The sequence below is a fragment of the Syntrophomonas sp. UBA1041 genome, from assembly GCF_002316705.1.
Lineage (GTDB): Bacteria > Bacillota > Syntrophomonadia > Syntrophomonadales > Syntrophomonadaceae > DTU019.
This window is the reverse complement of record NZ_DCEA01000053.1, coordinates 23,768-49,776: the sequence shown is the minus strand read 5'-3', so window position 1 is coordinate 49,776 and position 26,009 is coordinate 23,768. Positions and strand designations below refer to the sequence as shown.

The 26,009-nt window shown below is 49.3% G+C and carries 24 protein-coding genes; 10 read left to right on the top strand and 14 right to left on the bottom strand.

Translation table 11 applies throughout. The features are described from left to right. Positions 1-48 precede the first annotated feature (48 nt). Positions 49-3,723 carry an Ig-like domain-containing protein gene (locus B2633_RS07895; protein WP_483170058.1) on the top strand — a complete coding sequence of 1,225 codons (3,675 nt, stop codon included), beginning with the start codon at positions 49-51 and terminating at the stop codon, positions 3,721-3,723. Between the two features lie 328 nt (positions 3,724-4,051). Then, positions 4,052-4,300, top strand: a complete 249-nt coding sequence (locus B2633_RS07890) for a hypothetical protein (protein WP_481039327.1) — start codon at positions 4,052-4,054, stop codon at positions 4,298-4,300. A 7-nt stretch (positions 4,301-4,307) separates the two neighbouring features. Here B2633_RS07890 and B2633_RS07885 read toward each other — a convergent pair whose 3' ends face one another. The 5 genes from B2633_RS07885 to B2633_RS07865 form a co-directional block, all read right to left on the bottom strand. Then, positions 4,308-4,715 (bottom strand): hypothetical protein, encoded by a 408-nt coding sequence (locus B2633_RS07885; protein ID WP_483170057.1) that lies wholly within the window; start codon positions 4,713-4,715, stop codon positions 4,308-4,310. After that, positions 4,705-5,565, bottom strand: coding sequence for a ParA family protein (locus B2633_RS07880; protein ID WP_483170056.1), 861 nt, complete (start codon positions 5,563-5,565; stop codon positions 4,705-4,707). The genes B2633_RS07885 and B2633_RS07880 overlap by 11 nt, the downstream gene beginning before the upstream one ends. Before the next feature lie 227 nt (positions 5,566-5,792). After that, positions 5,793-6,314 carry a toxin-antitoxin system YwqK family antitoxin gene (locus tag B2633_RS07875; protein ID WP_483170055.1) on the bottom strand — a complete coding sequence of 174 codons (522 nt, stop codon included), beginning with the start codon at positions 6,312-6,314 and terminating at the stop codon, positions 5,793-5,795. Between the two features lie 201 nt (positions 6,315-6,515). After that, positions 6,516-6,953, bottom strand: coding sequence for a universal stress protein (locus B2633_RS07870; RefSeq protein ID WP_483170054.1), 438 nt, complete (start codon positions 6,951-6,953; stop codon positions 6,516-6,518). 75 nt (positions 6,954-7,028) lie between these two features. Next, a complete protein-coding gene (locus B2633_RS07865; protein WP_481039317.1) occupies positions 7,029-7,487 on the bottom strand; it encodes a universal stress protein in 459 nt (152 codons plus the stop codon). Positions 7,488-8,102: 615 nt separating this feature from the next. Here B2633_RS07865 and B2633_RS07860 point away from each other — a divergent pair. The 3 genes from B2633_RS07860 to B2633_RS07850 all read left to right on the top strand — a co-directional run bounded on the left by B2633_RS07860 (position 8,103) and on the right by B2633_RS07850 (position 11,105). Next, positions 8,103-8,294, top strand: a complete 192-nt coding sequence (locus B2633_RS07860; RefSeq protein ID WP_481039315.1) for a hypothetical protein — start codon at positions 8,103-8,105, stop codon at positions 8,292-8,294. A gap of 125 nt (positions 8,295-8,419) precedes the next feature. After that, positions 8,420-8,794, top strand: coding sequence for a hypothetical protein (locus tag B2633_RS07855; protein WP_483170053.1), 375 nt, complete (start codon positions 8,420-8,422; stop codon positions 8,792-8,794). 496 nt (positions 8,795-9,290) lie between these two features. Beyond that, positions 9,291-11,105, top strand: coding sequence for a PAS domain S-box protein (locus tag B2633_RS07850; protein ID WP_483170052.1), 1,815 nt, complete (start codon positions 9,291-9,293; stop codon positions 11,103-11,105). Between the two features lie 386 nt (positions 11,106-11,491). Here B2633_RS07850 and B2633_RS07845 read toward each other — a convergent pair whose 3' ends face one another. From B2633_RS07845 to B2633_RS07830, 4 genes are all read right to left on the bottom strand, one after another. After that, positions 11,492-12,682 (bottom strand): M24 family metallopeptidase, encoded by a 1,191-nt coding sequence (locus B2633_RS07845; protein WP_483170051.1) that lies wholly within the window; start codon positions 12,680-12,682, stop codon positions 11,492-11,494. 502 nt (positions 12,683-13,184) lie between these two features. Then, complete coding sequence (gene arsA / locus B2633_RS07840) at positions 13,185-14,933, bottom strand: arsenical pump-driving ATPase (RefSeq protein WP_483170050.1); 1,749 nt, start codon at positions 14,931-14,933, stop codon at positions 13,185-13,187. Between the two features lie 37 nt (positions 14,934-14,970). Beyond that, the gene (gene arsD / locus B2633_RS07835) at positions 14,971-15,279 is read right to left on the bottom strand and encodes an arsenite efflux transporter metallochaperone ArsD (protein WP_483170049.1); all 309 of its coding nucleotides are present in this window, start codon (positions 15,277-15,279) and stop codon (positions 14,971-14,973) included. 23 nt (positions 15,280-15,302) lie between these two features. Next, positions 15,303-15,710: an ArsR/SmtB family transcription factor gene (locus B2633_RS07830; protein WP_483170047.1), complete on the bottom strand. Its 408-nt coding sequence runs from the start codon at positions 15,708-15,710 to the stop codon at positions 15,303-15,305. 68 nt (positions 15,711-15,778) lie between these two features. Between B2633_RS07830 and arsM the strand changes: the two genes are divergently transcribed. Then, positions 15,779-16,813: an arsenite methyltransferase gene (gene arsM / locus B2633_RS07825; RefSeq protein ID WP_483170046.1), complete on the top strand. Its 1,035-nt coding sequence runs from the start codon at positions 15,779-15,781 to the stop codon at positions 16,811-16,813. Positions 16,814-17,016: 203 nt separating this feature from the next. Here arsM and B2633_RS07820 read toward each other — a convergent pair whose 3' ends face one another. Further along, complete coding sequence (locus B2633_RS07820) at positions 17,017-17,235, bottom strand: hypothetical protein (protein ID WP_483170045.1); 219 nt, start codon at positions 17,233-17,235, stop codon at positions 17,017-17,019. 70 nt (positions 17,236-17,305) lie between these two features. Between B2633_RS07820 and B2633_RS07815 the strand changes: the two genes are divergently transcribed. Next, positions 17,306-17,800: a DUF6803 family protein gene (locus tag B2633_RS07815; protein WP_483170044.1), complete on the top strand. Its 495-nt coding sequence runs from the start codon at positions 17,306-17,308 to the stop codon at positions 17,798-17,800. A 376-nt stretch (positions 17,801-18,176) separates the two neighbouring features. On the opposite strand, the gene B2633_RS07810 is transcribed toward B2633_RS07815, so the two are convergent. From B2633_RS07810 to B2633_RS07795, 4 genes are all read right to left on the bottom strand, one after another. Beyond that, entirely contained in the window at positions 18,177-19,250 is a 1,074-nt protein-coding gene (locus B2633_RS07810; protein WP_483170043.1) for a sulfate/molybdate ABC transporter ATP-binding protein, read from the bottom strand. A 98-nt stretch (positions 19,251-19,348) separates the two neighbouring features. Next, positions 19,349-20,203 carry a sulfate ABC transporter permease subunit CysW gene (gene cysW / locus B2633_RS07805; protein ID WP_483170042.1) on the bottom strand — a complete coding sequence of 285 codons (855 nt, stop codon included), beginning with the start codon at positions 20,201-20,203 and terminating at the stop codon, positions 19,349-19,351. A 40-nt stretch (positions 20,204-20,243) separates the two neighbouring features. Then, positions 20,244-21,086 (bottom strand): sulfate ABC transporter permease subunit CysT, encoded by an 843-nt coding sequence (cysT, locus tag B2633_RS07800; protein ID WP_483170041.1) that lies wholly within the window; start codon positions 21,084-21,086, stop codon positions 20,244-20,246. Between the two features lie 108 nt (positions 21,087-21,194). Beyond that, on the bottom strand, positions 21,195-22,271 hold the full coding sequence (locus B2633_RS07795; RefSeq protein WP_483170039.1) for a sulfate ABC transporter substrate-binding protein: 1,077 nt from the start codon (positions 22,269-22,271) through the stop codon (positions 21,195-21,197). 319 nt (positions 22,272-22,590) lie between these two features. Between B2633_RS07795 and B2633_RS07790 the strand changes: the two genes are divergently transcribed. The 3 genes from B2633_RS07790 (at position 22,591) to B2633_RS07780 (ending at position 26,003) form a co-directional block, all read left to right on the top strand. Next, on the top strand, positions 22,591-23,877 hold the full coding sequence (locus tag B2633_RS07790; protein ID WP_483170037.1) for an ROK family transcriptional regulator: 1,287 nt from the start codon (positions 22,591-22,593) through the stop codon (positions 23,875-23,877). A gap of 139 nt (positions 23,878-24,016) precedes the next feature. Further along, on the top strand, positions 24,017-25,705 hold the full coding sequence (locus B2633_RS07785) for an adenylyl-sulfate reductase subunit alpha (protein ID WP_483170036.1): 1,689 nt from the start codon (positions 24,017-24,019) through the stop codon (positions 25,703-25,705). Further along, positions 25,689-26,003 (top strand): 4Fe-4S dicluster domain-containing protein, encoded by a 315-nt coding sequence (locus B2633_RS07780; protein WP_483170035.1) that lies wholly within the window; start codon positions 25,689-25,691, stop codon positions 26,001-26,003. Before B2633_RS07785 ends, B2633_RS07780 begins: the two co-directional genes overlap by 17 nt. Positions 26,004-26,009: the final 6 nt, after the last annotated feature.

Here is a 26,009-nt window from a genome sequence, read left to right as displayed (position 1 = left end):
ATCAACAGCTTTTTGGACTCCGTATCGAATATTCAATATATAGGCGCATTGAATCAAAACGGCAACAACGCGGCTGCTTTTACTGTTCATGCCAGTGACGGCACGGTAAATCCGCTGTTGGGAACGGTCAGTGTCAATATTGCCGCCGTCAATGACGATCCGAATGTAACCGGGCTGCCCACGGATATTACGGCTGCGGAGAATACGGCCAGCAATGTTGACCTCTCGGCGGCGAGCTTTTCCGATGTGGACGCGGGCTCGAATTCCGTAACCTTGATCTTAACGGTGAACACAGGTATTCTCTCGGCCTCATCAGGGGGCGGCGTTGCTGTTGCGGGATCGGGTACATCAGAATTAACCTTGACCGGCACGGTCTCCAATATCGATACTTACCTGGACACCGCTTCCAATATCCAGTATACAGGTCCGGCGGGCATGAGCGGCGATAATGCGGCGACGCTTACCCTTGCCGCCAACGATGGAGGAAATACCGGCGCAGGAGGAGGCGCGGACGTCACCCTCGGCACGGTCAATATCGACATTACGGAAGCGCCTCCGGCCGTGACAAACGTAAGCTCGGCGAAAACGGACGGCACCTATGGCATCGGCGAAGTGATTGAGATCACCGTTGCTTTCACGAAACCGGTCACGATCACCGGCACGCCCCAACTGACACTGGAAACCGGAACGGTCGACAGGACGGCCAATTATTCCAGCGGGTCCGGGACGGCCGTTCTGAAGTTCACCTATACGGTGCAGTCGGGCGACGAGTCCGCCGACCTTGACTACGCCTCCGCCGCCGCGCTTTCGCTAAACGGCGGCACGATTCAATCGGCATTGGGCACGGACGCCGTTTTGACATTGCCGCTTCCGGGAGCGTCCGGCTCTCTGTCCGCAAACAAGTCCATCGTGATTCAGGCTTTTCCCTCGGTCAGCCTTACTGTAGACCCCGCATCCATTTCGGAAGCCGGCGGCGCTTCAAGCATTACCGCCATCTTATCTGAGCTTTCCAGCCAAGCTGTAACGGTGACTCTGTCCTATTCGGGAACAGCGACCAGCGGGAGCGATTACAACAGCTCGGCCAGCACGACCATTACGATTCCCGCCGGGGATCTGTCCGCCGATGCGGCTGTCGGCATTACGGCTACACAGGACGCTGACGTGGAAGGCAATGAAACGATCATTATCGATATTACCGAGGTTGCAAAAGGCTTTGAAAACGGTACCCAGCAGCAGACCATCACCATCATGGACGACGACATTGCCACGGTCAGCTCTGTCTCAAGTACAACGGCTGACGGCAGCTATAAGACTGGAGAGGGCATTACTGTTACCGTAACATTTAATGCTCCGGTTACGGTTGCGGGAACTCCTCAGCTGCTTCTTGAAACCGGAACAACCGATCGGGCTGCCGATTATGTGTCCGGTTCGGGAACAGACGTACTGACGTTTAACTACACCGTCCAAGCGGGGGATAGCAGCGGTGATTTGGATTATGCGGGTACAGGATCCCTGACCTTAAACGGGGGCACGATCCAAAACAGCGGGTTCGATGCGGACCTTACTCTTCCCGCGCCGGGCGCTGCCAACTCGCTGTCCGCCAATAAATCAATTGTGATCGACACCATGGCGCCTTCCGCGCCGGGGACGCCGGATCTGGCAGAGGGTTCAGACACGGGCCTAGCCAATACCGACGACATCACGAACGATATCACGCCGACCTTTACAGGGACGGCGGAAGCAAACAGCACGGTAAGCGTGATATCTTCCCTTAACGGAAGTTTAGGAACAGCCGCCGCCGACGGGAGCGGCAACTGGAGCTTCACGGCAGGGGCGCTGGCTTCGGGCAGCCATATTATCACCGCGACGGCGACGGACGCTGCCGGCAACACCAGCGCGGCTTCGGCGGGGCTGTCCATAGGCATCGATACCACGGCGCCGACCGCCACGGTGTCCATGGGCGATACCGCCTTGGCGGCCGGAGAGAGCACCATGGTGACCTTTATCTTCTCGGAGGCGGTAACCGGATTTAACAACGATGACCCGACTATCTCCAACGGCGTTTTGACTCCCGTCATCTCGGCGGACGACGGCGTAACCTATACCGCCACGTTCACCGCGGACAGCGTCAACTCCGATACCAATTCAATTTCCGTAAACCTCGCTGAGATAACCGACATAGCGGGGAACGCCGGCAGCGGCGCCGCGGCTTCGGAGAATTATACGATTATCATAATCACCGTTCCGGACGCGCCCACCATCGGAACGGCGACCGCCGGGAACGGCCAGGCCACCGTCAGCTTTACCGCCCCCGCGTCGGACGGCGGCGCGGCGGTCATAAGCTACACGGTAACGGCGAGCCCGGGAGGAATCACCGCCACGGGTGACTCGAGTCCGATCACGGTGACGGGGCTTACAAACGGTACGGCATACACCTTCGCGGTCACAGCGACAAACAGCGCGGGCACCAGCACGGCCTCCGCGCCTTCAAACAGCGTGACGCCGCAAAGAGCTTCCACAGGAGGCGGCGGATCCTCCACGCCCGCGCAGACATATCATGCCGACGTAAAAGCCGGCGACGGCGGCGGATCCACTCTGCCGGTCACGGTTGACAGGAATACCGGCAGCGCCTCCGTCGACACGGGCTCTCGGAGCAATTTGATATCCGACGGAAAAACCACCGTCATTACGGTACCTTCCATCACCAACGTCAGCACCTACACGCTGGGCATACCGGTTCCGGATTTGTCAATGACCGATAAGCAGGGCAGTCTGACCGTTGACACGGATAAGGGAAGCATTACCGTTCCGTCCAATATGCTGACAGGCGTCGCGGGCGCGGACGGGAATAAGGCGCAAATCACCATCGGCCAGGGTGATAAAGACAACCTGCCCGACGATGTGAAGGAAGCCATTGGCGACCGGCCGCTGGTACAGCTCACGCTGTCCATAGACGGCAAGCGGACAGGCTGGAATAATCCTGCCGCGCCGGTGACGGTGAGCATTCCCTATGCGCCAACCGCGGCGGAGCTGGAGCATCCCGAGAGCATCGTCGTATGGTACATAGACGGTTCTGGCGATGTTGCCACCATCCCCAACGGACATTACGACCCCGCGACCGGCACGGTTATCGTTGATGTCACTCACTTCAGCAACTACGCTGTGGCATATAACAAGGTAATCTTCAATGATGTAGCGGCGGGCGCATGGTACGACAAGGCCGTGAGCTTTATCGCGGCGCGAGAGATTACGGCGGGTACGGGCCATGGAAAATACAGCCCCGAAGCGAAGCTGACGCGGGGCGAATTCATTGTCCTGATGATGCGCGCGTATGGCATATCTCCGGATACCAACCCGGCCGACAACTTCGCAGACAGCGGCAATACCTATTACACCGGTTACCTCGCAGCGGCGAAACGGCTGGGCATATCCGCAGGGGTTGGCGACAACCTGTACGCGCCGGGCAGGGAGATCACCCGGCAGGAGATGTTCACCCTGCTGTACAATGCCCTCAAGGTCATCGGGCAGCTCCCCCAGGGCGATTCCGGCAAAACGCTGCTTGACTTCTCCGATGCTTCGCAAATTGATGAATGGGCGGGAGAAGCTATGGCAGCCTTCGTCGTAACAGGAACCATCGGCGGCAGCAATGGGTCGCTCACACCGCTCAGCACGACCACCAGAGCGGAAATGGCTCAGGTGCTGTATAATCTGCTGGGGATGTAGTCTGAATTAATGCCAAGCTAAACAAGAAAGCAGAGCCGGCCGCAAGTCGAGGCCGGCTTTGCTTTCTTTGTTGCCCCGTAACGGTTACCCCCTCGGTTCATTCGTTGTATCTGGGGTGACCGCACTGGGAGTTCCGGGCCATACACATTGTGAATAAAAGCACGAAACGTGTTGCAGGGCAATACCTGCAGTACGTTTTGTTGTATTCGTGTCACATTAAATATTTTGCTTATAATTATGGCCTGCCAATAATATAATATTGTAAGATATATATAGATGGCAAGAGAAAACAGGCCAACCAATTTGTACCAGGAGAGGGAGGATTTATATGAGTATCATGCTTCCCAGACGTGAGTACGTGGTGAGAGCTCTTAACGAAATGGATCAGACCGACGCTTTATTACTTCGAATGAGATGGGGCTTGGATGACGGCAAACCCATGCCGATCTCGTCATTAGCCAAATATTTCAACCTGACCCAAGACAAGATTATGGAAGAATTGAGAAGGGTCGGATTTCAGGTGTTCATGCTCGCCCGCCAACTAGAGGACACTGAAAAAACCGTACCAAGATCATAGCCCGCTATTACTTAAATACCTCGCCTTTATTTACAACTGCCTTAACTCGCTGCACAATCAATTCCACCAACTTTTCTTTCTTGCGCCAGCGCACGTAACTGCGGGACGGATCCAGGGCGTAATGACTGATAATATTTTTGCATTCCGCAGCGTCCATGTCTTCTAAGGTCTTGATTAAGAGAACGCTTCCCCCTTCCAGGAAAGCCTTGAAGGGATCGACAGAAGGGGGCTCCTTAATTGAGGCCTTCTTCTTTGGCGCCTTTGGCGCCGCTTGGCCGGCCGGCATCAGCTTTTCATTCATATAGGCCTGCCAGGGCACCGACAGCCGACTGGCCAGACGTTTGTTTCCCGCCACTTCTTCAGCCAGGATATGCAGCATCTGAGCCATGCATTCGCTCAGCCTTTCATCGGACATGGCTCAAAACCTCCTCGGTTAATTGACGATACTGCTGATAGGGGGCTTGGTATCCATATTTGCCGTGCAGACTGGGATAGTCCACGGAAAAATCCATGGCCGCTGCCGCTTGCGTACTCTCGGGGAGAATGGTGTCAAATACCCTGCCAAATCCTATTCTGCCCGCATCCATATAAAGAACATGAGACTGGGTGCGGTGCAATACGCTCTGCTGACGGTATTTATTGATCACCACCCCTAAAGGCTTGAGGTCTGCGCCGGTTTCCAGGACCAGCCGGCGCACCCGGCTGACAATCTGGGGTATACCGTAGGTGGACAGAATATCCGGTATCACCGGGATTAAGTAATATTGGCTAAAGACCAGCCCATTCTGAGTAATCAGGCCCAGGTTGGGAGGACAATCGATTAATACTAAATCGTATGCGGCGGCGGTTTCAGCCAGGGCCTCCCCAAGCACTGTCAAGGGCCGCTCGGAGAGAATCCCGCTGGCCTCGATACCGGCCAGATTATCCTGCAGGTCTATCAGGTCCAGACTGGAAGGGAGCAGATCCAGGCCAGGAATGCCGCCGTTGATATTAGAAACTTGATGAACAATGGCTTCCCGGGGATTGAAAACCGCGCGCTGCCGCATACGATCACGGAACAACTGCACTACCGTTTGTCCCCGGACGTTGCGTTTTTTCCATTCGTATTCATTCATCAAGGCCATGGTGGCATTAGTCTGAGGATCAAGATCTATGACCAGGACCTTGAGTTGATGCTGTAAAGCCATGAACTCGGCCAGGGCAACCGTTATAGTGGTTTTGCCCACTCCGCCTTTTAAATTAATAATGCTGATCACTGATGCCATATGTCACACTATCCGCCCAGAATGAACAGTATTTGTCGAAAGATGATTGTACCGTCATTGTATCTTATCACGGACAGAATGAATACCCTTCTCATTAAATGCAGGCTGAATTTACCTAACCGGGTGACAAATGGGGTGACAGGGTGGCAAAAAGGACCCCCGCGCCGCAACCGCCAAAAAAATAAAGGCGGCTCATGGCCGCCTTTCCCAGAAAGATATGAGGAGGACTACAGATTAGATGTCATTTTTTGCACCCCGTCGAGATAGTAACTGCGGTTCACAGTCTGCCCGTCGACGGTCACTATGACCGCCGGGGCGTTTTCCCGGTGAAGTTTACCCTGTAAGTACCACATTTCTTTATAACAGTTTTGCTCAGGCTGGTTTTCTATCCAGGCCGGTCCTTCCTCCCGGTGCAGTCTGCCTGCTTGATACCACTGCTGACATAATATCGAACCGTCGGAATCATAGATGGTTACAGCAGGCGCCCCGATGCGGTGCAGACGGCCATTATAATACCATTCTTCCTGCATGACAGCATTCTGATCGCGAAAATAGAGAATGGAAGCCGGACCATCCTGGCGGTGAAGCTGGTCATTGACATACCAGTGTTCGGCCAAAGGAGTACCATCCATCTTATAGACCGTAACCGCCGGGCCATTATCCCGGTGTTTGGTTTTTTTGATCCTGTCCTTGTAGTAAACCACCATTTCGACCTGCTGGTCATTAAACGAGGGATTAGCGGCAAACAAAGCGATTCCTCCCTGTTTGGTCCTGTAGAAACGGACCACATCAAATTCGTGAATATGTTAACAAAAGGGTAGCATGATATCCGGAATGAATTCAACCGATAAGCACGAACTGCCGTTGTCCAGGCATGAACTGCCGTATAATAGACATAAACTATCAATTTTCGAAAATATGCAACTATTGATACAAAAATGAGACAATACTTATTTTACAATCAAAACTGGACAGGAGGCCTGGCGCAATACTCGGTCACTGACACTGCCCAGAAGCAGGCCGCTGAAAGTACCTAACCCCCTGCTTCCCATTACCACCAGGTCATAACCCCTGGCCGTGATTTCATTAATGATAATTCTTTCGGGAGTCCCCCATACGGTTGTGGTGTTGATCTCCACTTTGCTTGGCGGCAGTTGCTTAACAGTATCATCGATGATGGTTTGCCCCGCTTCTTTGAGATTGTTCACAATAGCTTCGCTTATCAGGGGAGGATCCTGCATGGAACCAAGTCCGGTCAACTGACTTATGTTTATCACATGCAGGAGAGTAACGGAGCCATGGTATTTTTCGGCGATGTCTACCGCTCTCACCGCAGCCATAATTGAATGTTTAGATCCATCTACGGGCACCAGGATTTTTTTAAACATGATCTTGCTCCTCCAATGCTAGTTTGCTATTCCAATATTCTTTTCGATCAGGCGCGAGTTAACGACAGTCGTATATCAATCGCCGCGCACGATCAAGACCGGACACGGCGCCAGTTTGGCGACCCGGTCGCTCACGCTTCCCAATAAGAGACCGCTGATGGCGCCCAGCCCCCGGCTGCCCATAACTATCAGATTAAATCCGCCCTTTTGGGCCTTTTCCACTATGACATCGGCTGGATTGCCCCAGGCCAACTCGGTTTCTATACAGACTTTTTCACTCTGATCCGCGGCCTGAATAGCTTCCAGATTGGACTTCACTTCAGACAGTAGAGCCAGGCCCTCCTGCTCGCGTTCATGGGTGGGATTATTCTTCGAAGCAGGTCTGAGGTAACCGCCCCGATTATTTTGCGCGGTGTTGATGATGTGTAATAAAGTAATCCTACCCCCATGTTTGACTGCCATGAATACAGCCCGCTGCGCAGCGAGATCGGCAAAATCAGAACCATCGACGGGCACCAAAATCTTTTTAAACATGGTCAGGCCTCCTCGCAATAACAATAAATAAGAAAAAGAAAACAATCACTAAAGTTCGAATATTCTGAAAATAATTGACCACTGTATTTATCATAGTATAAACTATAAACACGGGAGAAGGGTTGAAGAAACTTGTCTCGCGAAAACACTCCTATAAGGACACGTTCTTTGAAAATCGATCAAACGATCAGGTTCTGGATCTGACCAAAAGCCTGACAGGTCTAATGAGAATTTGAGCGGGTGATCTCCCCCGGCAAGGAAATAGTGTTTTTGACTGGAGTGATAACAGGAGGTAATGGATTGTATCCAAAAGCTCCACAGTAAGAGGGTTGGCATTAAAAAGGTGCCGGCCTTTTTGTTATTTAGAGAAGAACGATTTGTTTGCCAAAGATGATCCGGGTTTGGCCATTTGGCATAGAAAAATTGGCCTATAAGCCGATAAAATCGCAGCGGATTTGGGTTAGCCGCCGATAACCAAAAGATGGAATCCTGGTAAGCAATCCATTAACGGCAGGGGTTTTAAACCTTCTTCACCACACTATTACAAAATATTATGGGAATATAAGCATTTTGTGCCTGTCGGTGTGATATGATATGAGGAAGGGGGTGATGTTCATGAACAGAGCCTATCTGTTGCAGGAACTCAAGTGTGCCGTCACGGAAATTGTTGAGTTACAAGAGCAGCTCACCCTAACCAATAATTTCCGGGAGGTGAGGCGGATAGAAAAACGCCTCAAAGAAGTGCGGTGTTTGAAAAACTGGTTGCTACAGCAGCTTGACTGCATCACTGACCAGCAAACCGCGTAACCCAATAATCCACTGACAGAGAGGCCAGACCTCCTTATTTTTTTGCCCATTTTGCGGTTCTGTTCATGGCAACAAGAGGAAATAAGATCTTCGCAACGAAATGTTTAGGGGAGGAGGTGTTACTCATGGGAATGTCCAAAGAAGATAAATTTGAATTCATGTTTGATACGGTCTTGGAAATCGCCAGAAAAACCAAGGCCATCCCTTACTCTGATTATCTGCAGGCTAAATTCGATATAGATGAAGCCGATATCGATCTAATGGATAAGATCAGCCGTCCCCTGATAGAGGAATACAAGCAGGGCAAGCGCACCGATTATAGCATCATACAGCAAAGCCTCACCAAAGCGGGTATGCCCCTTAATAAAGTAGACGCCTTGATATGTTTGTTCTATGCTCAGGGGGAAAAGGACGAGTTCTGGGAAATGCTGAAGAATAAGCCGCATTATATTGAAAACCGCTTTAAGCAAATTAAGGACACTATGAAGGCGCTGTACTAAGGCTATAAACCGGTAAGCTGCGAGAAGGCATCAGGGTGAAGCGGGGCGTAGTACCGATTCTGCTGCCGCGAGGATAGACATACCGCGGACTAAGCTTTCTTATGGAGCAGGCGGAAAACAATGAAAAGCAGCCAAGAGCCCATCACTATCAGGCTCACTATCTGCAATGGCGATAAAGATTGGAAGTCCAAGGTAATGATCCACAGAGTAAATGCGATAAGGAAAAGAATATCGATGATCGAAATACGCATGGTCGTTGCCTCACAATCGTTGGGGGGTGAGTTTAAACCTCTTTCTATTGTATAATCTGCGCCCTGGTCATGACAAGGCGCTAGTTTAATAATGGAAATTATTAATGCATATAAAGACATGATAACTGGGAAAGTTTGTAATATAATACATTTAGATTAGTTATACCAGCAGACAAGTTTAAGGTATCTCATTTACCGGGATACCTTTGTTTTCAAAGCCGGGTTTTTCCCAGGGGGTATGAAGTATGAATGAAGTCAATACTGTATCCTCGGCAGCAGATACGGAATGTGAAACCAACTTTAGCAAAGCTTTTCATTCCAGCTCGATAATGAAATTCATACTTGATTATGAAACCCTGAAATTTGTGGATGTCAACCATACCTGGCTTGAAACCATGGGGTATGAGCGCGAGGAAGTGGTGGGGCGAACCGCGACGGAATTGGATGTATACGAAAACATAGGGGTGCGCAAGGAGCTGGTTAGAGCAGTGCAGCAACGCCAGGCGATAAGCAACCAGGAGATCCGCACCCGTACCAAATGCGGACAGATTCTGACCACCATAACCGGAATCGACTATATTTATTATAAAGGCAAACTGTGTATTCTAGGAGAAACGGTGGATATCACCGGGCATAAGCACACCGAACTGGCTTTGCTGCAATCAGAGGAGAAATTCTACAAGGCCTTCAACAGCTCCTTTATCATTCAGATTATCAGCCGCCTGCAAGACGGCCTTATAATAGAGGCCAATGATGCTTGTTGTGCGGCTTTTGCTATGTCCAGGTCCGATATGATCGGCAAGACCTCTAACGAAATGGGGATGTGGGTGTCTGCAGACCAACGTCCGCGCATTATTGAACATTTGTTGCAGGATGGCTATTACTATAACCCCGACTGGAAGTATAAAATAGGATCACAAATCAAGTGCGGCATCGTCAACCTGAAAATGATTAAATTGGCGGGAGAATGGTATATATTAACCAGCCTGGTCGATATAACTGAACGCAAATTGGCTGAACAAGCCTTGGTCGAATCAGAGGAGCGGTTTTATAACGCATTTCACAACAGTCCGGTGATCATGGCGATTTATGATGCCGAGAGTATACAGCATATTGAAATCAATCAGAGGTATACCGCGGTATTCGGCTACACTCCGGAAGAAGCCGTCGGCAAGACCCCGGGCGAATTGGATCTGTGGAAGGACTTTATGCAAAAGCAGTCATTTATCAGCGCTTTGCAGGTTAATGAAAGGGTGGAGAATTTTGAAGCCCAGCTGGTTACCAAGCATGGCGTTGTCAGAACCGTTTTGCTTCAGGTACAAACCATCCATCTCAACGGAATACGCTGTTTCTTGAATTCTATGATAGACATTACCGCACTCAAGAATATGGAACAGGAGATCAACCGCCTGGACCGTTTGCATCTGGTGGGGGAAATGGCGGCTTCTCTGGGGCACGAAATCCGCAACCCCATGACCTCGGTGCGCGGGTTTCTTCAATTGCTCGGTGAAAAGGATGATTTGGCCCACTACAAGGACTACTTCAACCTGATGATAGAAGAGATGGATCGCGCCAATGAGATCGTCACCTCATTTCTATCGATGTCTACCAACAAACTTATCTCGCCGCAGCTGGAGGATTTGAACCAAACCATCAGCAGTATCTTCCCGCTTATTCAAGCAGATGCAACCCGCGCCGATAAGGTGGTAGAGCTGGATTTAGAGCCGCTGCCCAGGCTGATGATCGACCTCAATGAGATTCGCCAGATGATAATCAACCTGGCTCGCAACGGGCTGGAATCAATGCCGGGTCGGGGGACGTTGGTCATAGGCAGCCGGTGCCAGGGCTCTCAGGCGGTGCTTTTTGTGCGCGATCAGGGGACTGGTCTGGACCCGGCTGTGATTAACAAAATAGGCACACCATTTACCACCACCAAGGAAAACGGTATCGGCATCGGTCTGGCTGTATGCTACAGTATAGCCGCCCGCCATAAGGCCGAGATAGAATTTGAGACCAGCCCGAAGGGAACTACCTTCTACGTGAAGTTCAATATTTCTTGAAGTGCGGCTGTACATATAATCGTACACTGTACAAATTCAACAACATCCTGCCGTATAAAGCGGGGTGTTTTTTTACGGCCGGGGGATTCGGAAATCCACCAGTACGGCGGAGATGGCATCTGAGGAGAGGCGACCGGGCGATTGGCACGATTATTGCGATAAAAATTAATAACTTAAAAAGTTTAGCCACCCATTTACATATTCCCCTCTTCTTAAATGTTGGCAACGGTCCGGGGGGACCCGCATTCTTGCGATACCCCCCGGATCGTGCCATAACTTTTTAACTTCCATAGAACGTCAAGAATATTTGTAAGAAAGCATGGGCCGGGGTTTAATGCCCCGGCGCCATCGTTATTACCTATGAATCGGGTCTGGAGTGCCCTGTACTACAGTTCAATCCTGACAATATCCCGCGGGGTCGAAGACAGGTAGCGGGCGCCGCCGGCTCCATCGATGACCAGGTCATCTTCTATTCCCACCACCCCCTCACCGGGGAAGAAGAATTTGGGCTCGATCGCCAAAGTCATGCCCGGCTGCAGAACCTCTCTGGCTCCCTGGCAGATGATGGGGAGCTCATCAAGCTCCAGGCCGATGCCATGGCCGATGAAGCGTACCTGGGAGGGACCGAAACCCATGAAATTCTCGGCGAAAGGGGTCTCCTTTTTAACCCAAGTGAGGATCTCATCATAGACCTCCCCGGCGATGCGCCCGGGGACGAGCGCCCGGCGGATCATTTCTTCGACCTCCAGGGCGGTTTGATAAGCATTTTGCAGCTTTTGAGGAAGGTCTCCCATGACCAGCATCCGGGTCACATCGGCATGATAGCCTTTATAGGCCAGGGCAAAATCCATGACGATGGCCTCGCCGGTCTGAATCGGGCTCTGCGAAGGCCCTATGGGATGCGCCCACGAAGGCCCCAGTCCGCCGGTGGGACCATCGAAATAGGTGGGTACGGCTGCCCGTGCCCCGGCCGCAACTCCCCCGAAATGAAGCTCGCCGCCAAAGCTCCTCAAGCGGATCATGGGTTCGTGTCCAAGCTGTCTGGCCTTGACTTCAAGCAGGCTCTCCAGCTCGATTTCCGTCATGCCAGGGCGCAGCAATGATGATACGTGCTCCAGCAATCCCGAATAAATCTGGCCGGTCCTGGCGATCTGGGCTATTTCCCATTGGGATTTAACCGCCCTGAGCAGGCGCAGGGCATAGGAAACATCGACGAATTTGGTTTGGGCGAAAGCTTTGCGGTAGCGGTTGAAACATGCCACCGGCAGGACGTCATATTCCAGACCAAGTATGCTCGGTACCGGGTGTCCGGCTTCACCGATAATATCAGGCAATCTCGAAATCCCGGTAAGCGGCATAACCTCCCAGGGACATTCCGTCTGGGCCCGTTCTAAATCCCGGTAGGCGAGAATCACCGGTTTGCCCGCATCGGGTATATACACATGCAGGTCCTGGGCCGTACCCGTAAAGTACATGGTGTCAACCCGCTGTACGAGTAGTGCTCCGTCGATTTCTTTGTCCCTGAGGATCTCTTGAAAACAATCCAGTCTCTTTTGCAGCTCATCTCTTGACAACATAAACCCGCCCCCCAATTTTCCTTATTGACGGACTTCAGGGAGCCTCATTTGAACACTTCGATTATGTAATTATTTAAAGCAGTTGGCTTTCGGAAAATAAGGCTGGGCAGGTTGACAGCAAGCAATAGACAACCCCGGCAAATAGTGTTCTGCTCTGTGCTATCATTCCTCTTACTCCTTATCATTCAGTTGCTCGCAATTTTTCTCTGATCTGTTTATTGAGCCGTATCATTCAATTTAAATCTACCATGGAATAAAAATCCATGATGCCTGGACTCCCTTATAATAATATCATCCTTAAGCCTTTTGGTTAACAATTTTTGTATAAATATGTAGAACCCAAGAATTATAGGAAGGATATGACAGGGGAGGTGATTATGGTGAATGAAGCGCAAATCAGATTCATATGGGTGGCAATTATGCACTGTACTTAAATTAGTTCCCTCTGCTTCTACCGATTTGCTTCATACGCAGAGCTCCCCTGAACCGACTCAAGGAAAGATTAACACTCACTAGCCAATGGGACTATATTCTCGATCGAGGCATCCTCGAGCCAGGGAATGGCGACAAAATGATCTTCGCTAATTTCCTTTACTTTATCCAGCCAGGGTTTTTCTGCCTCAGCTCTGGCAAGCAACATGCTGTCCCGGGTATCGGTCAAAGAAAGACACTGATTTACGACCCACCATTTATTATGAATGCCAGCGCGGTGCAATTCCTCCCGCAAACGGCGCGCTTCCCAGACCGGTGTGGCTTCCGGCAGGGTAACGACAACCACATCAGCCTGGCTTTCATCTCTCAGACGGGGCAGCAGCCTTTGTACCGCGAGGGGGATTTCACCTTTGGTCCTTTGTACTTCACGATGGTAGCTCTGGGTGGCATCCAGCAGCAGCAGGGTATGGCCTGTGGGCGCAGTATCGATCACCACTACCTCATCTTCGGCCTTATCAACTATTTCGGCAAATGCTCTAAAGACAGCAATTTCCTGGGTACATGGGGAGCGCAGGTCCTCCTTGACATATTCCAGGTCTGCTTCACTCATGGTCTCGCGGGCCTTTTCAATTACCTCATTTTGATATTTTATAAGCTCTCGGCGTTCGTCGATGTGGCTCTGAGTGATGTTGGCGGTGGCCTCTATAGCATAGCTGAGGTGGTCGGCCGGATCTGTTGAGGTTAAATGTACCTTAGTCCCTCTATTGGCCAGTGCCAGTGCAATAGTGGCCGCCACGGTGGTTTTGCCCACCCCGCCTTTGCCCATAACAAATATAACTTTTTTACCGCTGGCATAAAGGTCGTTTATCAATACGTCAATGCTCTTTAGATTTAAGGGAGCGGCCGGGGAGTAACTCTTTCCATAATCATCGCCGCTAAAAAAGGACCTTAATTTATCCAGCCCCAAGATATTGTATGAGCGTAAGGGCAGGGTATAGGCGGCGTGTTTATGCAATCCTGGAGGCATGTGTTCCAAGGCATATTTCTGCTCTTCCATTATTTTCATTGAGAGCTGATCAGATGCCTGCCCCAAAACCGCATTAATAATCAGCATTTGGTTGTTGATATTCAGATCGCTGAGCTCCAGGCTGGAACGCTCCGCTTCCAAGAGCGGTGTTTTTTCGGGCTTGGCAACCAGTATCAGGATAGTCCGGTTTTTATCGGCCAGGGTGGCTACAGCTTCCCGGTACATATCTTTTTTGTCTTCCAAGCCGGACAGCTGACCTAAACATGAGGCCCCGTGGGTGCTCTCGCTGATAAAATTACTCCATGCTGAGGGCAGCTCCAGCATACGCAGCGTGTGCCCGGTGGGCGCAGTGTCAAATATGATATGATCATAGGCCTGTTCTGTTTGCTGGTCGGTAATGAAATGAGAAAATTGATCGAAGGCTGCGATCTCAACTGTACAGGAACCGGACAGCTGCTCCTCCATGTTGGCGATTATACCGGGAGGCAGCTTATCTATATAGGGAGCCAGCACGGCTTCTCGATATTCCCGGGCTGCCTCTTCGGGATTTAGATTAGCCACGATGAGGCCGGGCACGTCTTTAACCGGTACTCCATGACCGGTAAGTTCAGTGCCGAAAACATCCTGAAGATTGGAAGCTGGATCGGTGCTTATCAAGAGCACCTTCTTACCGCCGTCGGCCAAATTTACTGCTGCAGCGCAGGCGATGGAGGTTTTTCCAACTCCGCCCTTGCCGGTAAAGAATAGATATTTGGTCAGCTTAATCTTATCCAGAGCAAATGTTTCGTACATAGTCTACCCCCTTCGTTTAGGTGCGGAAAATAAGCGGCTAAACCGGAATGCCCAACCAGTCGGAAAGCTCCTGGTTGGTAGGGTATGCTCTGGTTTTGGCCACCTGACCGTCGAGGAGGGTAACCGGCAGTATGTCAGCTCCCTCTTTTCGCAGCAGGTCGTTTATTAGCTTGTTATTAATAAACTCCATTGGTTCGTTGGATAGACCGTGACGGCTTATATCTACGCTTTTTTCTTTGAGGTTGTCTATAACTACAGCCATTCTGAGCAGTTCGGGATCGATTGCCGGACCGCATACGCCAGTTGCACAGCACATTGCCGGGTCAAAAATCTCAATTTTTTTCATATTGAACGCTCCTTATCTATTGTTCAAAATACTCCCGCTTTTTCTTTAGCCGGATTTTCAAGAGCCTCACAGCCATGTTTACAAGCCTGGACCGCCTCGTTGCTTTCCAGCTGCAGATAGCGTTGGTTTTCTTGGGCCAGTTCAGGGATACTGTCAACGGAGCATTGCAGGAAAGAAGACCATGGTTCAATAATATTGCCGTTTATTAAGGCTTGATTAAGGCTGTAGTAAGATTTCTGTCTGTGTTTGCGTTCGTTAACCAATCCGGCCTGCTTTAGTACTTTGACGTGCTGGGAAACGCGTGGCTGGCTCATATCCAAGATGGCGACAAGTTCGCAGATACATAGTTCCTGGACGGACAGAAATTTAATGATGGAAAGCCGGGTAGGTTCGCCGAGCGCTTTAAAAATTAAGCTGGTTTGCCTGATCATAGATTTCACTCCTAATTATTAATGCTTTATGCTTTATATAATAATATAATTATATTATAACTTTGGGCATGATTGCTCAAGGGCGTTTTCTTAGAATATTTTGGCAGAGGCATATTGAACCAAAAGATGAAGCAGCAGCAATTTCAATCAAAAGCTTAAAACACGAGTATGGCGAAGAAGGCGACGCCATCCCTGAAGAAAAGCGTGAACAGGTCATTGAAAGCCTGAAGCTGCTGTTGGATGCATTTGAAAAGATCTATGTTGTTAAATGGAAGGAGCGATCAGTAATGGAAAGCGATGTTAGATCATCGGTAAAAGAGGTTTACGGGAATATAGCCAAAAACATTAACAGCGATTCAGGATGTGGCTGCGGCTGTTCACCGTACGACCCTAAAGGCCAAATTTCCAGCGGGATCTACGGAAAAACCGACCTGGAAAACCTGCCCCTAAAAGCGGTGGAAGCTTCTCTGGGTTGTGCCAATCCCTTGCTATTGGCCGAATTGCAGCAGGGAGAAACGGTCTTGGACCTGGGCAGCGGCGGTGGTATCGATGTATTGATGGCTACCCGGTATGTGGGGGAAACCGGCAAAGTATACGGCCTGGATATGACCGACGAAATGCTGGCCTTGGCTAATGAAAACAAACAAAAGATGGGTGTTGCTAATGTTGAGTTTTTGAAAGGATATATTGAAGAAATCCCTCTGAAAGATGAAGCGGTGGATGTCATAATGTCCAACTGCGTGATCAACCTTACCGAAGACAAGGAAAAAGCCCTGGCCGAAGCTTACCGGGTTCTGAAAAAAGGCGGCCGCCTGGCTATTGCTGATATCGTGACAATAAAAGACATTCCCGAGGACATAAAAAAGAAAGCAGCCATGTGGTCATCCTGCCTGGGTGGAACCTTAAGCATAGAAGACTATGAAAGCATATTAAAGAAAGTCGGCTTCACAAACCTGGTTATAGAGCCTGTGCAAATATACAACAAAGAGTTTATAACCGGGATGGCTTCTTGCAGCTGTTTTGAGCCGCTCATCGCTGAGGTCAACCTGGACGCGATTGACGGGGCGTTTGCCAGTGCTTATATTAAGGCGGAGAAGCGTTAATGGGAACGTTGTAGTGTACAAAATCGCAGACAACTTAATAATCCACTGGATATAAACAATACCGGGTCTAAAAATCCCGGTATTGTTGTCTCTTTAGCGGCGCCGGCTTTTGGCTATTATACCGATGCGCGAAGTAAAACAGCCGTAATGCCGGGCGATATACTGCTCGCAGGCTTGCCTCATCTTGCCCCAAGATTAATTATTCAGTGTTGAATAATAATGAAGAGATCTAAATACCATGACTCGCAAATAAGCCCAATAATCCTATTATTTCCCGCTGGCATATTTTGAAAGGGGAGCACTAGCATACGGCCGCCGAACCAGACGGAGAGCTGCTGGCAGCCGCCCTGTTGCTTGGGTTTGGTACTTCCTCCTCTTAATTGCTTGAATACTGTTTTATTATCAAACAGGTTTGACTTCATAAAATCTTCACAATAGCCAAATACAATTAAACACATAGGAAAAATGTATATTGAAGGAGAGGATGCACACATGAACATGACCCACTACATGGAATTATTGGCCACCAATCAGCCCTGGCAACTGCTGATTTTTATGGCTGTACCAGTAATTCTTGCCGAGACCCTGGCTGTCACCGAACTGATCATTTTGTTTAATCGTGATTTGACGGGGACAACCAGGTTAGTGAACAAAATAGCCGGAACATTAGCCGGATTCTATTTTTCTGGAGTATTTATCTATTTATTCTTTAATGCTGTCGTTCCTTTAACGGTTTCTGGAGGGTGGAGAGGACCGGCGGACGTTATTGCGGTTGGGTTCTATCTGTCAGGCATAGTGCCTTTCTTGGGAATAACTTTATTAGAATTGGGGATCATTGGCAAAAATCGGGATGAAATCGGCAAGCTAAAATTACATGCAACGTTTGTAGGCATCTTCCTGGTGGTAGCCCATGTAGCCATGATATTCGGCATGTTGGATCCAAATCTGCTGATGGCGGCGCCGACTGATTCGTCAATGCCCATGTAAACTGAAAGCACCACTTTTTGCAGTGGTACTTTTTTAGTTGATAAACTCCCTTTCCCAACGGAAGGTGGCGCTTTGCAGTGCCGTCTTCCGTTTCCCCCGTATGGAGCTGACAGAAATTGAGCCTGAGTAGAGATGGGAAATAAAAAGATGTTTGGCAGGAGGCGCCGGCAGGGCCAATGCCAGCCGAGCATGGCGCATAAGTTGGATTACCCAGGATTTTATATCATACTCCTCCTAATTAAAGAAAACGGCACGCGCGCGTGCCGTTTTCTGCCGGGGTAAACTTTATTCACAAATGACTTGTAGGGCACAGCGAGCCGTGCCCTTGCGTTTGGCTAATTTTTGTTTTAAGGGCGGTTCGCGAACCGCCCCTGCGTTAAATCGACCAGTCATCGGGGATAAATACCTTGAAATCTCGTGGTCTTATATAGACTCTTTGCTTCTCTTGGAAATTCAACTGCCGGAAGTATTCTTTGCTTATTTCGGCTTCAACGTAATCATCGTTGTCCAACCGCTTTAGTTCAAGGTTTACTATAGGCCCAACCGCCCGTATATAAAAAACCTCGGCTTCTATAAAACCTTTTCCCTCCGGGAAGGTTTTGATTTCGATATCATGCGGGCGTATATAGCTTATTATGTCTCTATCAGTAGTACTGGCATGTTCAGGCACATCGAGTTTTAGAGAACCGATTTCGACCTTCCCATTGTGCACCCGGCCATGAAAAAGATTTACATTGCCCAGGAAATTATAAACAAAAGCATTGGCAGGATTGTCATAAACTTCTTCCGGTGTGCCGATCTGTTCTACCCGGCCTTCGTGCAGAATAACGATCCGATCAGCTACGTCGAGGGCTTCTTCCTGATCATGCGTAACAAAAACACTGGTTATGGGATATTCGTTATGGAGTTTGCGCAGCCACCGGCGCAGTTCTTTCCTGACCTTGGCGTCTAGAGCGCCAAAAGGTTCATCCAGCAGCAATACCTTGGGTTCAACTGCCAGGGCCCGGGCCAGGGCTATTCTTTGCCGTTGGCCGCCGGAAAGCTGGGCCGGATAACGCCTGGCCAATCCCTCCATCTTGACTAAAGCCAGCAGCTCATGCACCTTTTTATTGATTGCCTCCTTGCCGGGCCTCAGTTTTGCAGGTCTAACCCTTAAGCCAAAGGCAATGTTTTCGAAAACCGTCATGTGTTTGAACAGTGCATAATGCTGAAACACGAATCCTACTCGCCGGTCCTGAGTGCTTTTTCCGGTATTGTCCTCACCATCGAAAATTATTTTCCCGCCATCAGTGGTTTCCAGTCCGGCAATTATCCTTAATAACGTGGTCTTGCCTGACCCGGAGGGACCCAATAGAGCCACTAATTCACCGGTATTTATAGTCAAACTTACATCATCAAGCGCTTTAAATGATTCAAAAGTCTTGATAACATTGGAAATTTCAATGCTCATTTGTATCCTCCCTGCAGTAGGGACGTCTGGCTTTCAAGCCCGTATCCCCAACTCGTGATCCCAGTACAACATACGGAACATTGTACCAGTTCAAAGATTTATGGATTAGAAACTTGATTCTGTTTCTCCATTTTCCAATCGGCAACATTTTTAATAATCAGATTCAAAAGGGCAATAAAGGTTAATAATGAAGCAACCGCAAAAGCAGCCGTAAACTTATATTCGTTGTATAAGATCTCCACATGGAGAGGGATCGTATTGGTGAGGCCCCTTATGTGTCCCGACACCACCGATACCGCGCCAAATTCACCGGCAGCCCTGGCCGCTGTCAGCATGACCCCGTATAATAAGGCCCACTTGATATTGGGCAGGGTGATAAGCCGGAAAGTTTTCCAGCCGCTTGCGCCTAAGGTAAGGGCCGCTTCCTCTTCCGCAGTTCCCTGCGCCTCCATTAGAGGAATCAGTTCCCGGGCCACAAAAGGAAGGGTTACAAATAATGTAGCCAGAATAATGCCGGGCGTAGAAAAGATTATTTTCAGATCCCATGCGTTTAACAGGGGGGCAAAAAGTCCATGGGTCGTACTAAAGAGCAAAACAAATATTAATCCTGCCACAACCGGCGAAATTGCAAAGGGCAGATCAATTAAAGTAATTAATACGTTCCTGCCTTTAAAGCTGAACTTAGCTATGGCCCAGGCAGCCGTAAGGCCGAAGACCGTATTGAACAGGACCGCAATAACAACGGCAGTGAGCGTAAGCTTCACAGCCTTTAAGGCTACCGGATCGCTTATGGCTGCCCAATATAAGCCTGTTCCTTGCTCAAAAGCCTTTACAAACACGAAGACCAGCGGAATGACCAGTACGACCACAAAAGCCATGAGCGCCACAGCGATCAGAATAGCCCGCACAGCTTTTGATTCACGGCCGGGCCGGCCATGATTGGGATTGTTCATCGTTGTACCACCAGCAACATTTCCAGCCATTTTATCACCCCTAACCCGTTGTTTTCTCTCTATTGCCGGCCCACCATTGCGTGAAATTGATGAACAGCAGCATCAAGAAGGAAATGATCAGCATGACCGCGGCAATCGCCGTAGCACCGTTGTAATCATACTGCTCCAGTTTGGTTCTAATTAATAAAGGCGCTATTTCCGTATGCATGGGCATGTTTCCGGAAATAAAGACGACCGATCCATATTCACCCAGAGCTCTGGCAAAAGCCAGGGCAAAACCTGTAATGAGAGCAGGAAGCAGCGCCGGTATAATGATTTTGTAAAAGGTTTGCCATTGGGTCGCTCCCAAACATGCCGCCGCCTCCTCAGCCTCAAGCTCCATGCTCTGCAAAACCGGTTGGACCGTTCTAACCACAAAGGGAAAGCTGATAAACAGCAATGCCAGGGTTATTCCCAATGGCGTATAGGATATTTTAATTCCCAAAGGGGCAACCAGTTGACCGATCCAGCCATTTTGAGCATACAGGGTGGTAAGCGTGATACCTGCCACCGCGGTGGGAAGGGCAAAAGGCAAGTCGATCAAGCCGTCGATGAATTTTCGTCCGGGAAATGAGTATCTTTCCAAAACCCAGGCCATGAGAAACCCCAAAAAAACATTGATTGCCGCCGCCAGGAAAGAAGTCCCAAAAGAAATTTTCAAGGCGGCCATAACTCTTTCCGTCGTAACGATTTCCCAGAATGTTGGCAGACCGATACTTGAGGTATTAATAAAAACCATAGCAACAGGAATTAAAACCAACAGGCTAAGATACAACAGGGAATAACCCATGGTAATGCCAAAACCGGGTATAACGCTTGGCTGCTTTACTCTTAGCAATTTCATTGTCGAATGCATAAATCCACCTCAAAAAGATAATGGAGCGGTTCTCAGGTCTATGTCTATAGCAGCAAACACGTTCGAACCGCTCCACCTTATTTCTACCTGGCTCTCTTATTTCTTGGTATAGATCTTGTCGAATATGCCTCCATCATTAAAGTGTTCTGCTTGCGCCTTGTTCCAGCCGCCAAAAACATCATCAATGGTAAACAGTTCAACGGTAGTGAACGTCGAGGCATATTTCTGAGCAACCGTCTCATTCCTGGGTCTGTAATAGTGCTTAGCAGCCAGTTCCTGGCCTGCTTCAGTATACAAATAATCTAAATAGGCTTGCGCAACCTCACGGGTTCCCTTTTTATCTACAACTGAATCGACGACTGCTACCGGCGGCTCCGCCAATATACTTACGGAAGGGACCACAATTTCGTATTTATCCGCATTTTTAGGATCCTTGGTGACCAGGAAAGCTTCATTTTCCCAGGAAAGAAACACGTCTCCTATGCCTCGTTCGGTAAAGGTCAGGGTTGAAGCCCGCGCGCCCGAATCAAGTACCGGTACGTTGGCAAATATCTTTTTAAGAAATTCCTGAGCTTGGGCGGCATCATTGCCGTTATTTTTAAGTGCATAGCCCCAGGCGGCCAGGTAATTCCAGCGAGCGCCCCCGGAAGTTTTCGGATTGGGCGTAATAACTGACACGCCGGTCTTAGCTAGATCATTCCAGTCCTTTATGTTCTTGGGATTTCCTTTTCTCACCAAGAATACGATCGTTGATGTATACGGGGTGGAATTGTTGGCTAAACGTTTTTGCCAATCTTTATTCAGAATTTCTTTATTCTTGTTGATAGAATCAATATCATATGCCAAAGCCAGGGTCACCACATCGGCTTCCAATCCGTCCAACACCGCCCTGGCCTGGCTGCCTGATCCTCCATGTGACTGTTCGATGGTTACATCCTGCCCGGTTTTTTCTTTCCAATATTTTGCAAAGTCAGCGTTGAACTCCTGGTACAGCTCACGGGTAGGATCATAGGAAACGTTTAGCAGGGTGACTGCCGGGGGATTCGTATTCGTCTCCGTTTTTTGGCCAGATGTCTTCTGAGAGCAACCTGCTACGGGAATAAGCAGCAACAATACCAGCAGCAAGACCAGTCCATTTTTATAAACCAACTTCCGTTTTTGGGGTTTCATCATATTAAGCCCTCCTTAATAGATAAGTATTCAGATATAATTAGTGGGTATTAAAAGAAAAAAATTTTCCTTTTTGAACAAAAGTTGTTTTTAAGTTTAAATGAAAAATAATCGCCCAAAAAGCTAGCGCTACTTAGGTTTTCCTGTAAGGCCTTTTTATTGGGATCACCTCCAATTTAAATAAAATCTTACTTTTATTATATGTTTACTATGCTATAATGAGTTTACTGGTTTATCAACCCTATGTCAACAAACTTCTTCCCATAATGGCAAAAAACTTATTGTCAAAATAAATAAAAGTATTTAAACTGATAATTGTTACATGGAAGGCAGGGAAAAAGGGATGGAAGATATCCGCAAGGTGTTTGGAAGCCTCACCCAGGACGCCAAAAAAATATTTAATCTTATTCATAAGAATGGTCCTCGGGCCAAGAACGAACTCCTGCTTCTTACCAATATGAAACTCAGTACCTTGAATCGGGTGATGGAGCCTTTGGAAAAGCGAGGTTTAATCATTCAGTCCAGCACAGGGCAGTCCACAGGGGGCAGAAAGCCGGCCCTGTATGATGTAAATGCCAGTCAGGGCTATTTGGCAGGGGTGGACATTTCCAGAACCTATACCCAGGTGATCATAACCGATTTAAAGATGGAAATTCTCTATAAGCAGCAGTTTACGATGGATGCATCCTATACCCCCGAGAAAACGCTGGAGATGGTCAGGGGGATTATTCAAAACGGCTTGCAGCAGATAAAGGCTCCAGGAAGCCAAATGCTGGGGGTTGGGGTAGGCACTGTGGGCCCCATGGACAGAGAAAAGGGAATTATAAACAACCCCGTCAACTTTGCGGCTCCGGGATGGCACGATGTACATGTGAAAGATATGCTGCAGGATAAAATTCAGTGTCCGGTGTTTATAGACAACGGGGCCAATACCGCAGTACTGGCGGAAATGCTGTTCGGCCAGGGCAGAAACCACTCCAATCTGGTCTATATTCATTGCGGAGTAGGGATCAGAACCGGGACCATTTCTTCCCGAACTATTATTCGGACCGTCAATGATGCGGAAGACGCATTCGGCCATATGGTTATTGATGTAGATGGAGAGCCTTGCGCCTGTGGAAATTATGGCTGTATAGAATGCTATTCTTCGATAGGGGCCATAAGCAGAAAATTTATTGCGGAGTTAAAGAAAGGCAGGGCTTCAAAGGTTTCGAAATCGATCGATGAGATTAGCTATATAGATATTTGCCAGGCAGCAGAAGAAGGGGATGAACTGGCCAGAGAAATCATTACCGGGTCGGCAGTAGTTTTAGGAACCGGATTGGCGAATTTCATCAATCTTTTAAATCCCGGTCTGGTCATATTAAGCGGGCCCTTGATCAAGAGATCGAAGTTATTTTACCAGAAATGTACGGAAGTGGCGGACAGAAAGTGCTATAAAAGTATTAAAGAGGGGGTTCTTTTCAGCCAGGGCGGAAATTTCGGGGATCATACCATTGCAATAGGGTCAGCGGCTATGGTATTTGAACATTGTATAAATAATAAAAGCGTATATGACACGGACTCACGCGACTCACGCTTATCCTTTGGCGCTTCCGGAAAGCTATGAATTGAGGCTTAAAAAGGGAAGTTTGCCGGATAAAACCTAGTAAATAGATAACTAAACTAAGCAATCTATTGGAGGTCGAGGGTGAAAACGGCTCGACAGGGTTGAAAGGTAGAATTTAGCAGCAAGAGGGTGGAAAGCCATGCAGTTAAAACTAGAGACGCTGGACACGGATATACTCATTATTGGCGGCGGAACCGCCGGCTGTTTTGCGGCCGTTACGATAGCGGAAAACTCAGAATGTACGGTGATTATTGCCGAGAAAGCCAATATCAAACGCAGCGGCTGCCTGGCCGCCGGTGTGAATGCCTTAAATGCCTACATAGTAGAGGGCCAGACGCCGGAGAGCTACCTGGAATATGTAATAAACGATTCCGAAGGCCTGGTTCGGGAAGATCTGGTCTACGGCCTGGCCAGGAACTTAAACCGGGTTGCGCATAAGCTGGAAGGCCTGGGGCTGATTATCCAAAAGGACGAAAACGGGAAGTACGTTTCCCGGGGAAACCGGAACATAAAAATCAACGGGGAAAACATCAAACCGCTGCTGGCTAAAGCGGTTGAAGAAAAGGCGCATGTAAGAGTTTTGAACCGGGTGAACGTCATTGACTACATCGTAAGCAACCGGAAGGTAATCGGGGCTTATGGCTTTTCCCTGGATGATGATATTTTTTACGTGATTCGAGCCCGGGCGGTCATCTGCACTACCGGCGGAGCGGCAGGGTTATACCGGCCCAACAACCCTGGTTTTTCCAGGCACAAGATGTGGTACTGCCCCTTTAACACCGGGGCCGGTTATGCCATGGGGATACGGGCCGGAGCGGAAATGACCACTTTTGAAATGCGCTTCATCGCCTTAAGATGCAAGGACACCATTGCACCCACCGGAACCATAGCTCAGGGCGTCTGGGCGCCGCAGGTAAACTCGCGGGGCGAGGAATATGACCGGAAGTACGGCCCCCCGAAAACCCACATCCGCATCTATTCCACGGTGGAAGAGAATAAAAGGGGAAGCGGTCCCTGCTTTTTAAAGACCGCCGGAATCAACCGGGAAGACGAAGCGGAATTATTTAAGGCCTACCTGAATATGGCTCCGGCCCAGGCCTTGAAGTGGATGGAGAACGGGCGCGGTCCGGCTGAAGAAAACGTGGAAATCGAGGGGACCGAACCTTATATCGTCGGCGGGCACACGGCCAGCGGCTACTGGGTGGATACCGGCAGAGCCACCACCCTGGCCGGCCTGTATGCGGCTGGAGACGTGGCCGGAGGCAGTCCCCAGAAATATGTGACCGGTTGCCTGGCTGAGGGTGAGATTGCCGCCCTATCGGCACTGGAATATATTAAGGAGCAAAGTTTTGAAGAGCTTGAAGAGCTGGAAACCATGCAAAAGCTTGAGAAAGTGAACCGCCGTCTTCATGGCAATCCCGGAATCTTTACGGCGGAAGATATGGAAGAGGCTATGCAAAAGGTGATGGATGAGTATGCCGGAGGCATATCTTCGGGCTATGCCGTAAACTCCAGCAGGCTGGCGCTGGCTGAGAAGTATATCGATGAGCTTCTGGCCGGCAGTGCGGACTTGAGAGCTGCGGATCTCCATGGCCTCATGCATATTTACGAAGTGACCGACCGCCTGTACGTGTGCAAAAGTTTGATCAAACATCTGCAGGCCCGCAAGGAGACGCGGTGGCACAGCTTTCAGGAAAATATTGATTATCCTGGGAAAGACGATGACAACTGGTTGAAATATGTTAACTCCCGCTTTGAGGATGGAGAAATAAAGATCGTATTCAGAGACCTGGTAAAGAGGGATGAAGTCTATGAGCATAAGAGTTGACAGTGAAACTTGCACAGGATGCGGCAAATGCCGGGATGTCTGCCCGGGGAGCCTTCTTTACGAGGCCCCCTCGGGTAAGACCATGAGCCGTTTTCCCAGAGATTGCTGGGGTTGCACGGCCTGCGTCAAGGAATGCGCTTTTGGGGCCATCAAATACTTCCTGGGCGCTGATCTGGGGGGAAGGGGCACCACCCTCCACACCCGTCAGGATGACGAATATATCCATTGGGTTTTTATCAAACCATCGGGTGGAGAGGAAGCAATAACGGTTCGGAAAAAAGAAGCCAACCGCTACTAGGGAGGA

Bases quoted from the DNA above. Each gene is read 5' to 3' on its own strand.
- cysT (WP_483170041.1), bottom strand. From the start codon at position 21,086: ATGAAATTGCTAAGAGTAAAGCAGCCAAGCGTTATACCCGGTTTTGGC.
- B2633_RS07865 (WP_481039317.1), bottom strand. From the start codon at position 7,487: ATGTTTAAAAAGATTTTGGTGCCCGTCGATGGTTCTGATTTTGCCGAT.
- B2633_RS07820 (WP_483170045.1), bottom strand. From the start codon at position 17,235: ATGAAGTCAAACCTGTTTGATAATAAAACAGTATTCAAGCAATTAAGA.
- arsM (WP_483170046.1), top strand. From the start codon at position 15,779: ATGATTGCTCAAGGGCGTTTTCTTAGAATATTTTGGCAGAGGCATATT.
- arsA (WP_483170050.1), bottom strand. From the start codon at position 14,933: ATGTACGAAACATTTGCTCTGGATAAGATTAAGCTGACCAAATATCTA.
- B2633_RS07795 (WP_483170039.1), bottom strand. From the start codon at position 22,271: ATGATGAAACCCCAAAAACGGAAGTTGGTTTATAAAAATGGACTGGTC.
- B2633_RS07880 (WP_483170056.1), bottom strand. From the start codon at position 5,565: ATGGCATCAGTGATCAGCATTATTAATTTAAAAGGCGGAGTGGGCAAA.
- B2633_RS07850 (WP_483170052.1), top strand. From the start codon at position 9,291: ATGAATGAAGTCAATACTGTATCCTCGGCAGCAGATACGGAATGTGAA.
- B2633_RS07870 (WP_483170054.1), bottom strand. From the start codon at position 6,953: ATGTTTAAAAAAATCCTGGTGCCCGTAGATGGATCTAAACATTCAATT.
- arsD (WP_483170049.1), bottom strand. From the start codon at position 15,279: ATGAAAAAAATTGAGATTTTTGACCCGGCAATGTGCTGTGCAACTGGC.
- B2633_RS07855 (WP_483170053.1), top strand. From the start codon at position 8,420: ATGGGAATGTCCAAAGAAGATAAATTTGAATTCATGTTTGATACGGTC.
- B2633_RS07830 (WP_483170047.1), bottom strand. From the start codon at position 15,710: ATGATCAGGCAAACCAGCTTAATTTTTAAAGCGCTCGGCGAACCTACC.
- B2633_RS07845 (WP_483170051.1), bottom strand. From the start codon at position 12,682: ATGTTGTCAAGAGATGAGCTGCAAAAGAGACTGGATTGTTTTCAAGAG.
- B2633_RS07860 (WP_481039315.1), top strand. From the start codon at position 8,103: ATGAACAGAGCCTATCTGTTGCAGGAACTCAAGTGTGCCGTCACGGAA.
- B2633_RS07885 (WP_483170057.1), bottom strand. From the start codon at position 4,715: ATGTCCGATGAAAGGCTGAGCGAATGCATGGCTCAGATGCTGCATATC.
- B2633_RS07780 (WP_483170035.1), top strand. From the start codon at position 25,689: ATGAGCATAAGAGTTGACAGTGAAACTTGCACAGGATGCGGCAAATGC.
- B2633_RS07890 (WP_481039327.1), top strand. From the start codon at position 4,052: ATGAGTATCATGCTTCCCAGACGTGAGTACGTGGTGAGAGCTCTTAAC.
- B2633_RS07815 (WP_483170044.1), top strand. From the start codon at position 17,306: ATGAACATGACCCACTACATGGAATTATTGGCCACCAATCAGCCCTGG.
- cysW (WP_483170042.1), bottom strand. From the start codon at position 20,203: ATGAACAATCCCAATCATGGCCGGCCCGGCCGTGAATCAAAAGCTGTG.
- B2633_RS07790 (WP_483170037.1), top strand. From the start codon at position 22,591: ATGGAAGGCAGGGAAAAAGGGATGGAAGATATCCGCAAGGTGTTTGGA.
- B2633_RS07785 (WP_483170036.1), top strand. From the start codon at position 24,017: ATGCAGTTAAAACTAGAGACGCTGGACACGGATATACTCATTATTGGC.
- B2633_RS07810 (WP_483170043.1), bottom strand. From the start codon at position 19,250: ATGAGCATTGAAATTTCCAATGTTATCAAGACTTTTGAATCATTTAAA.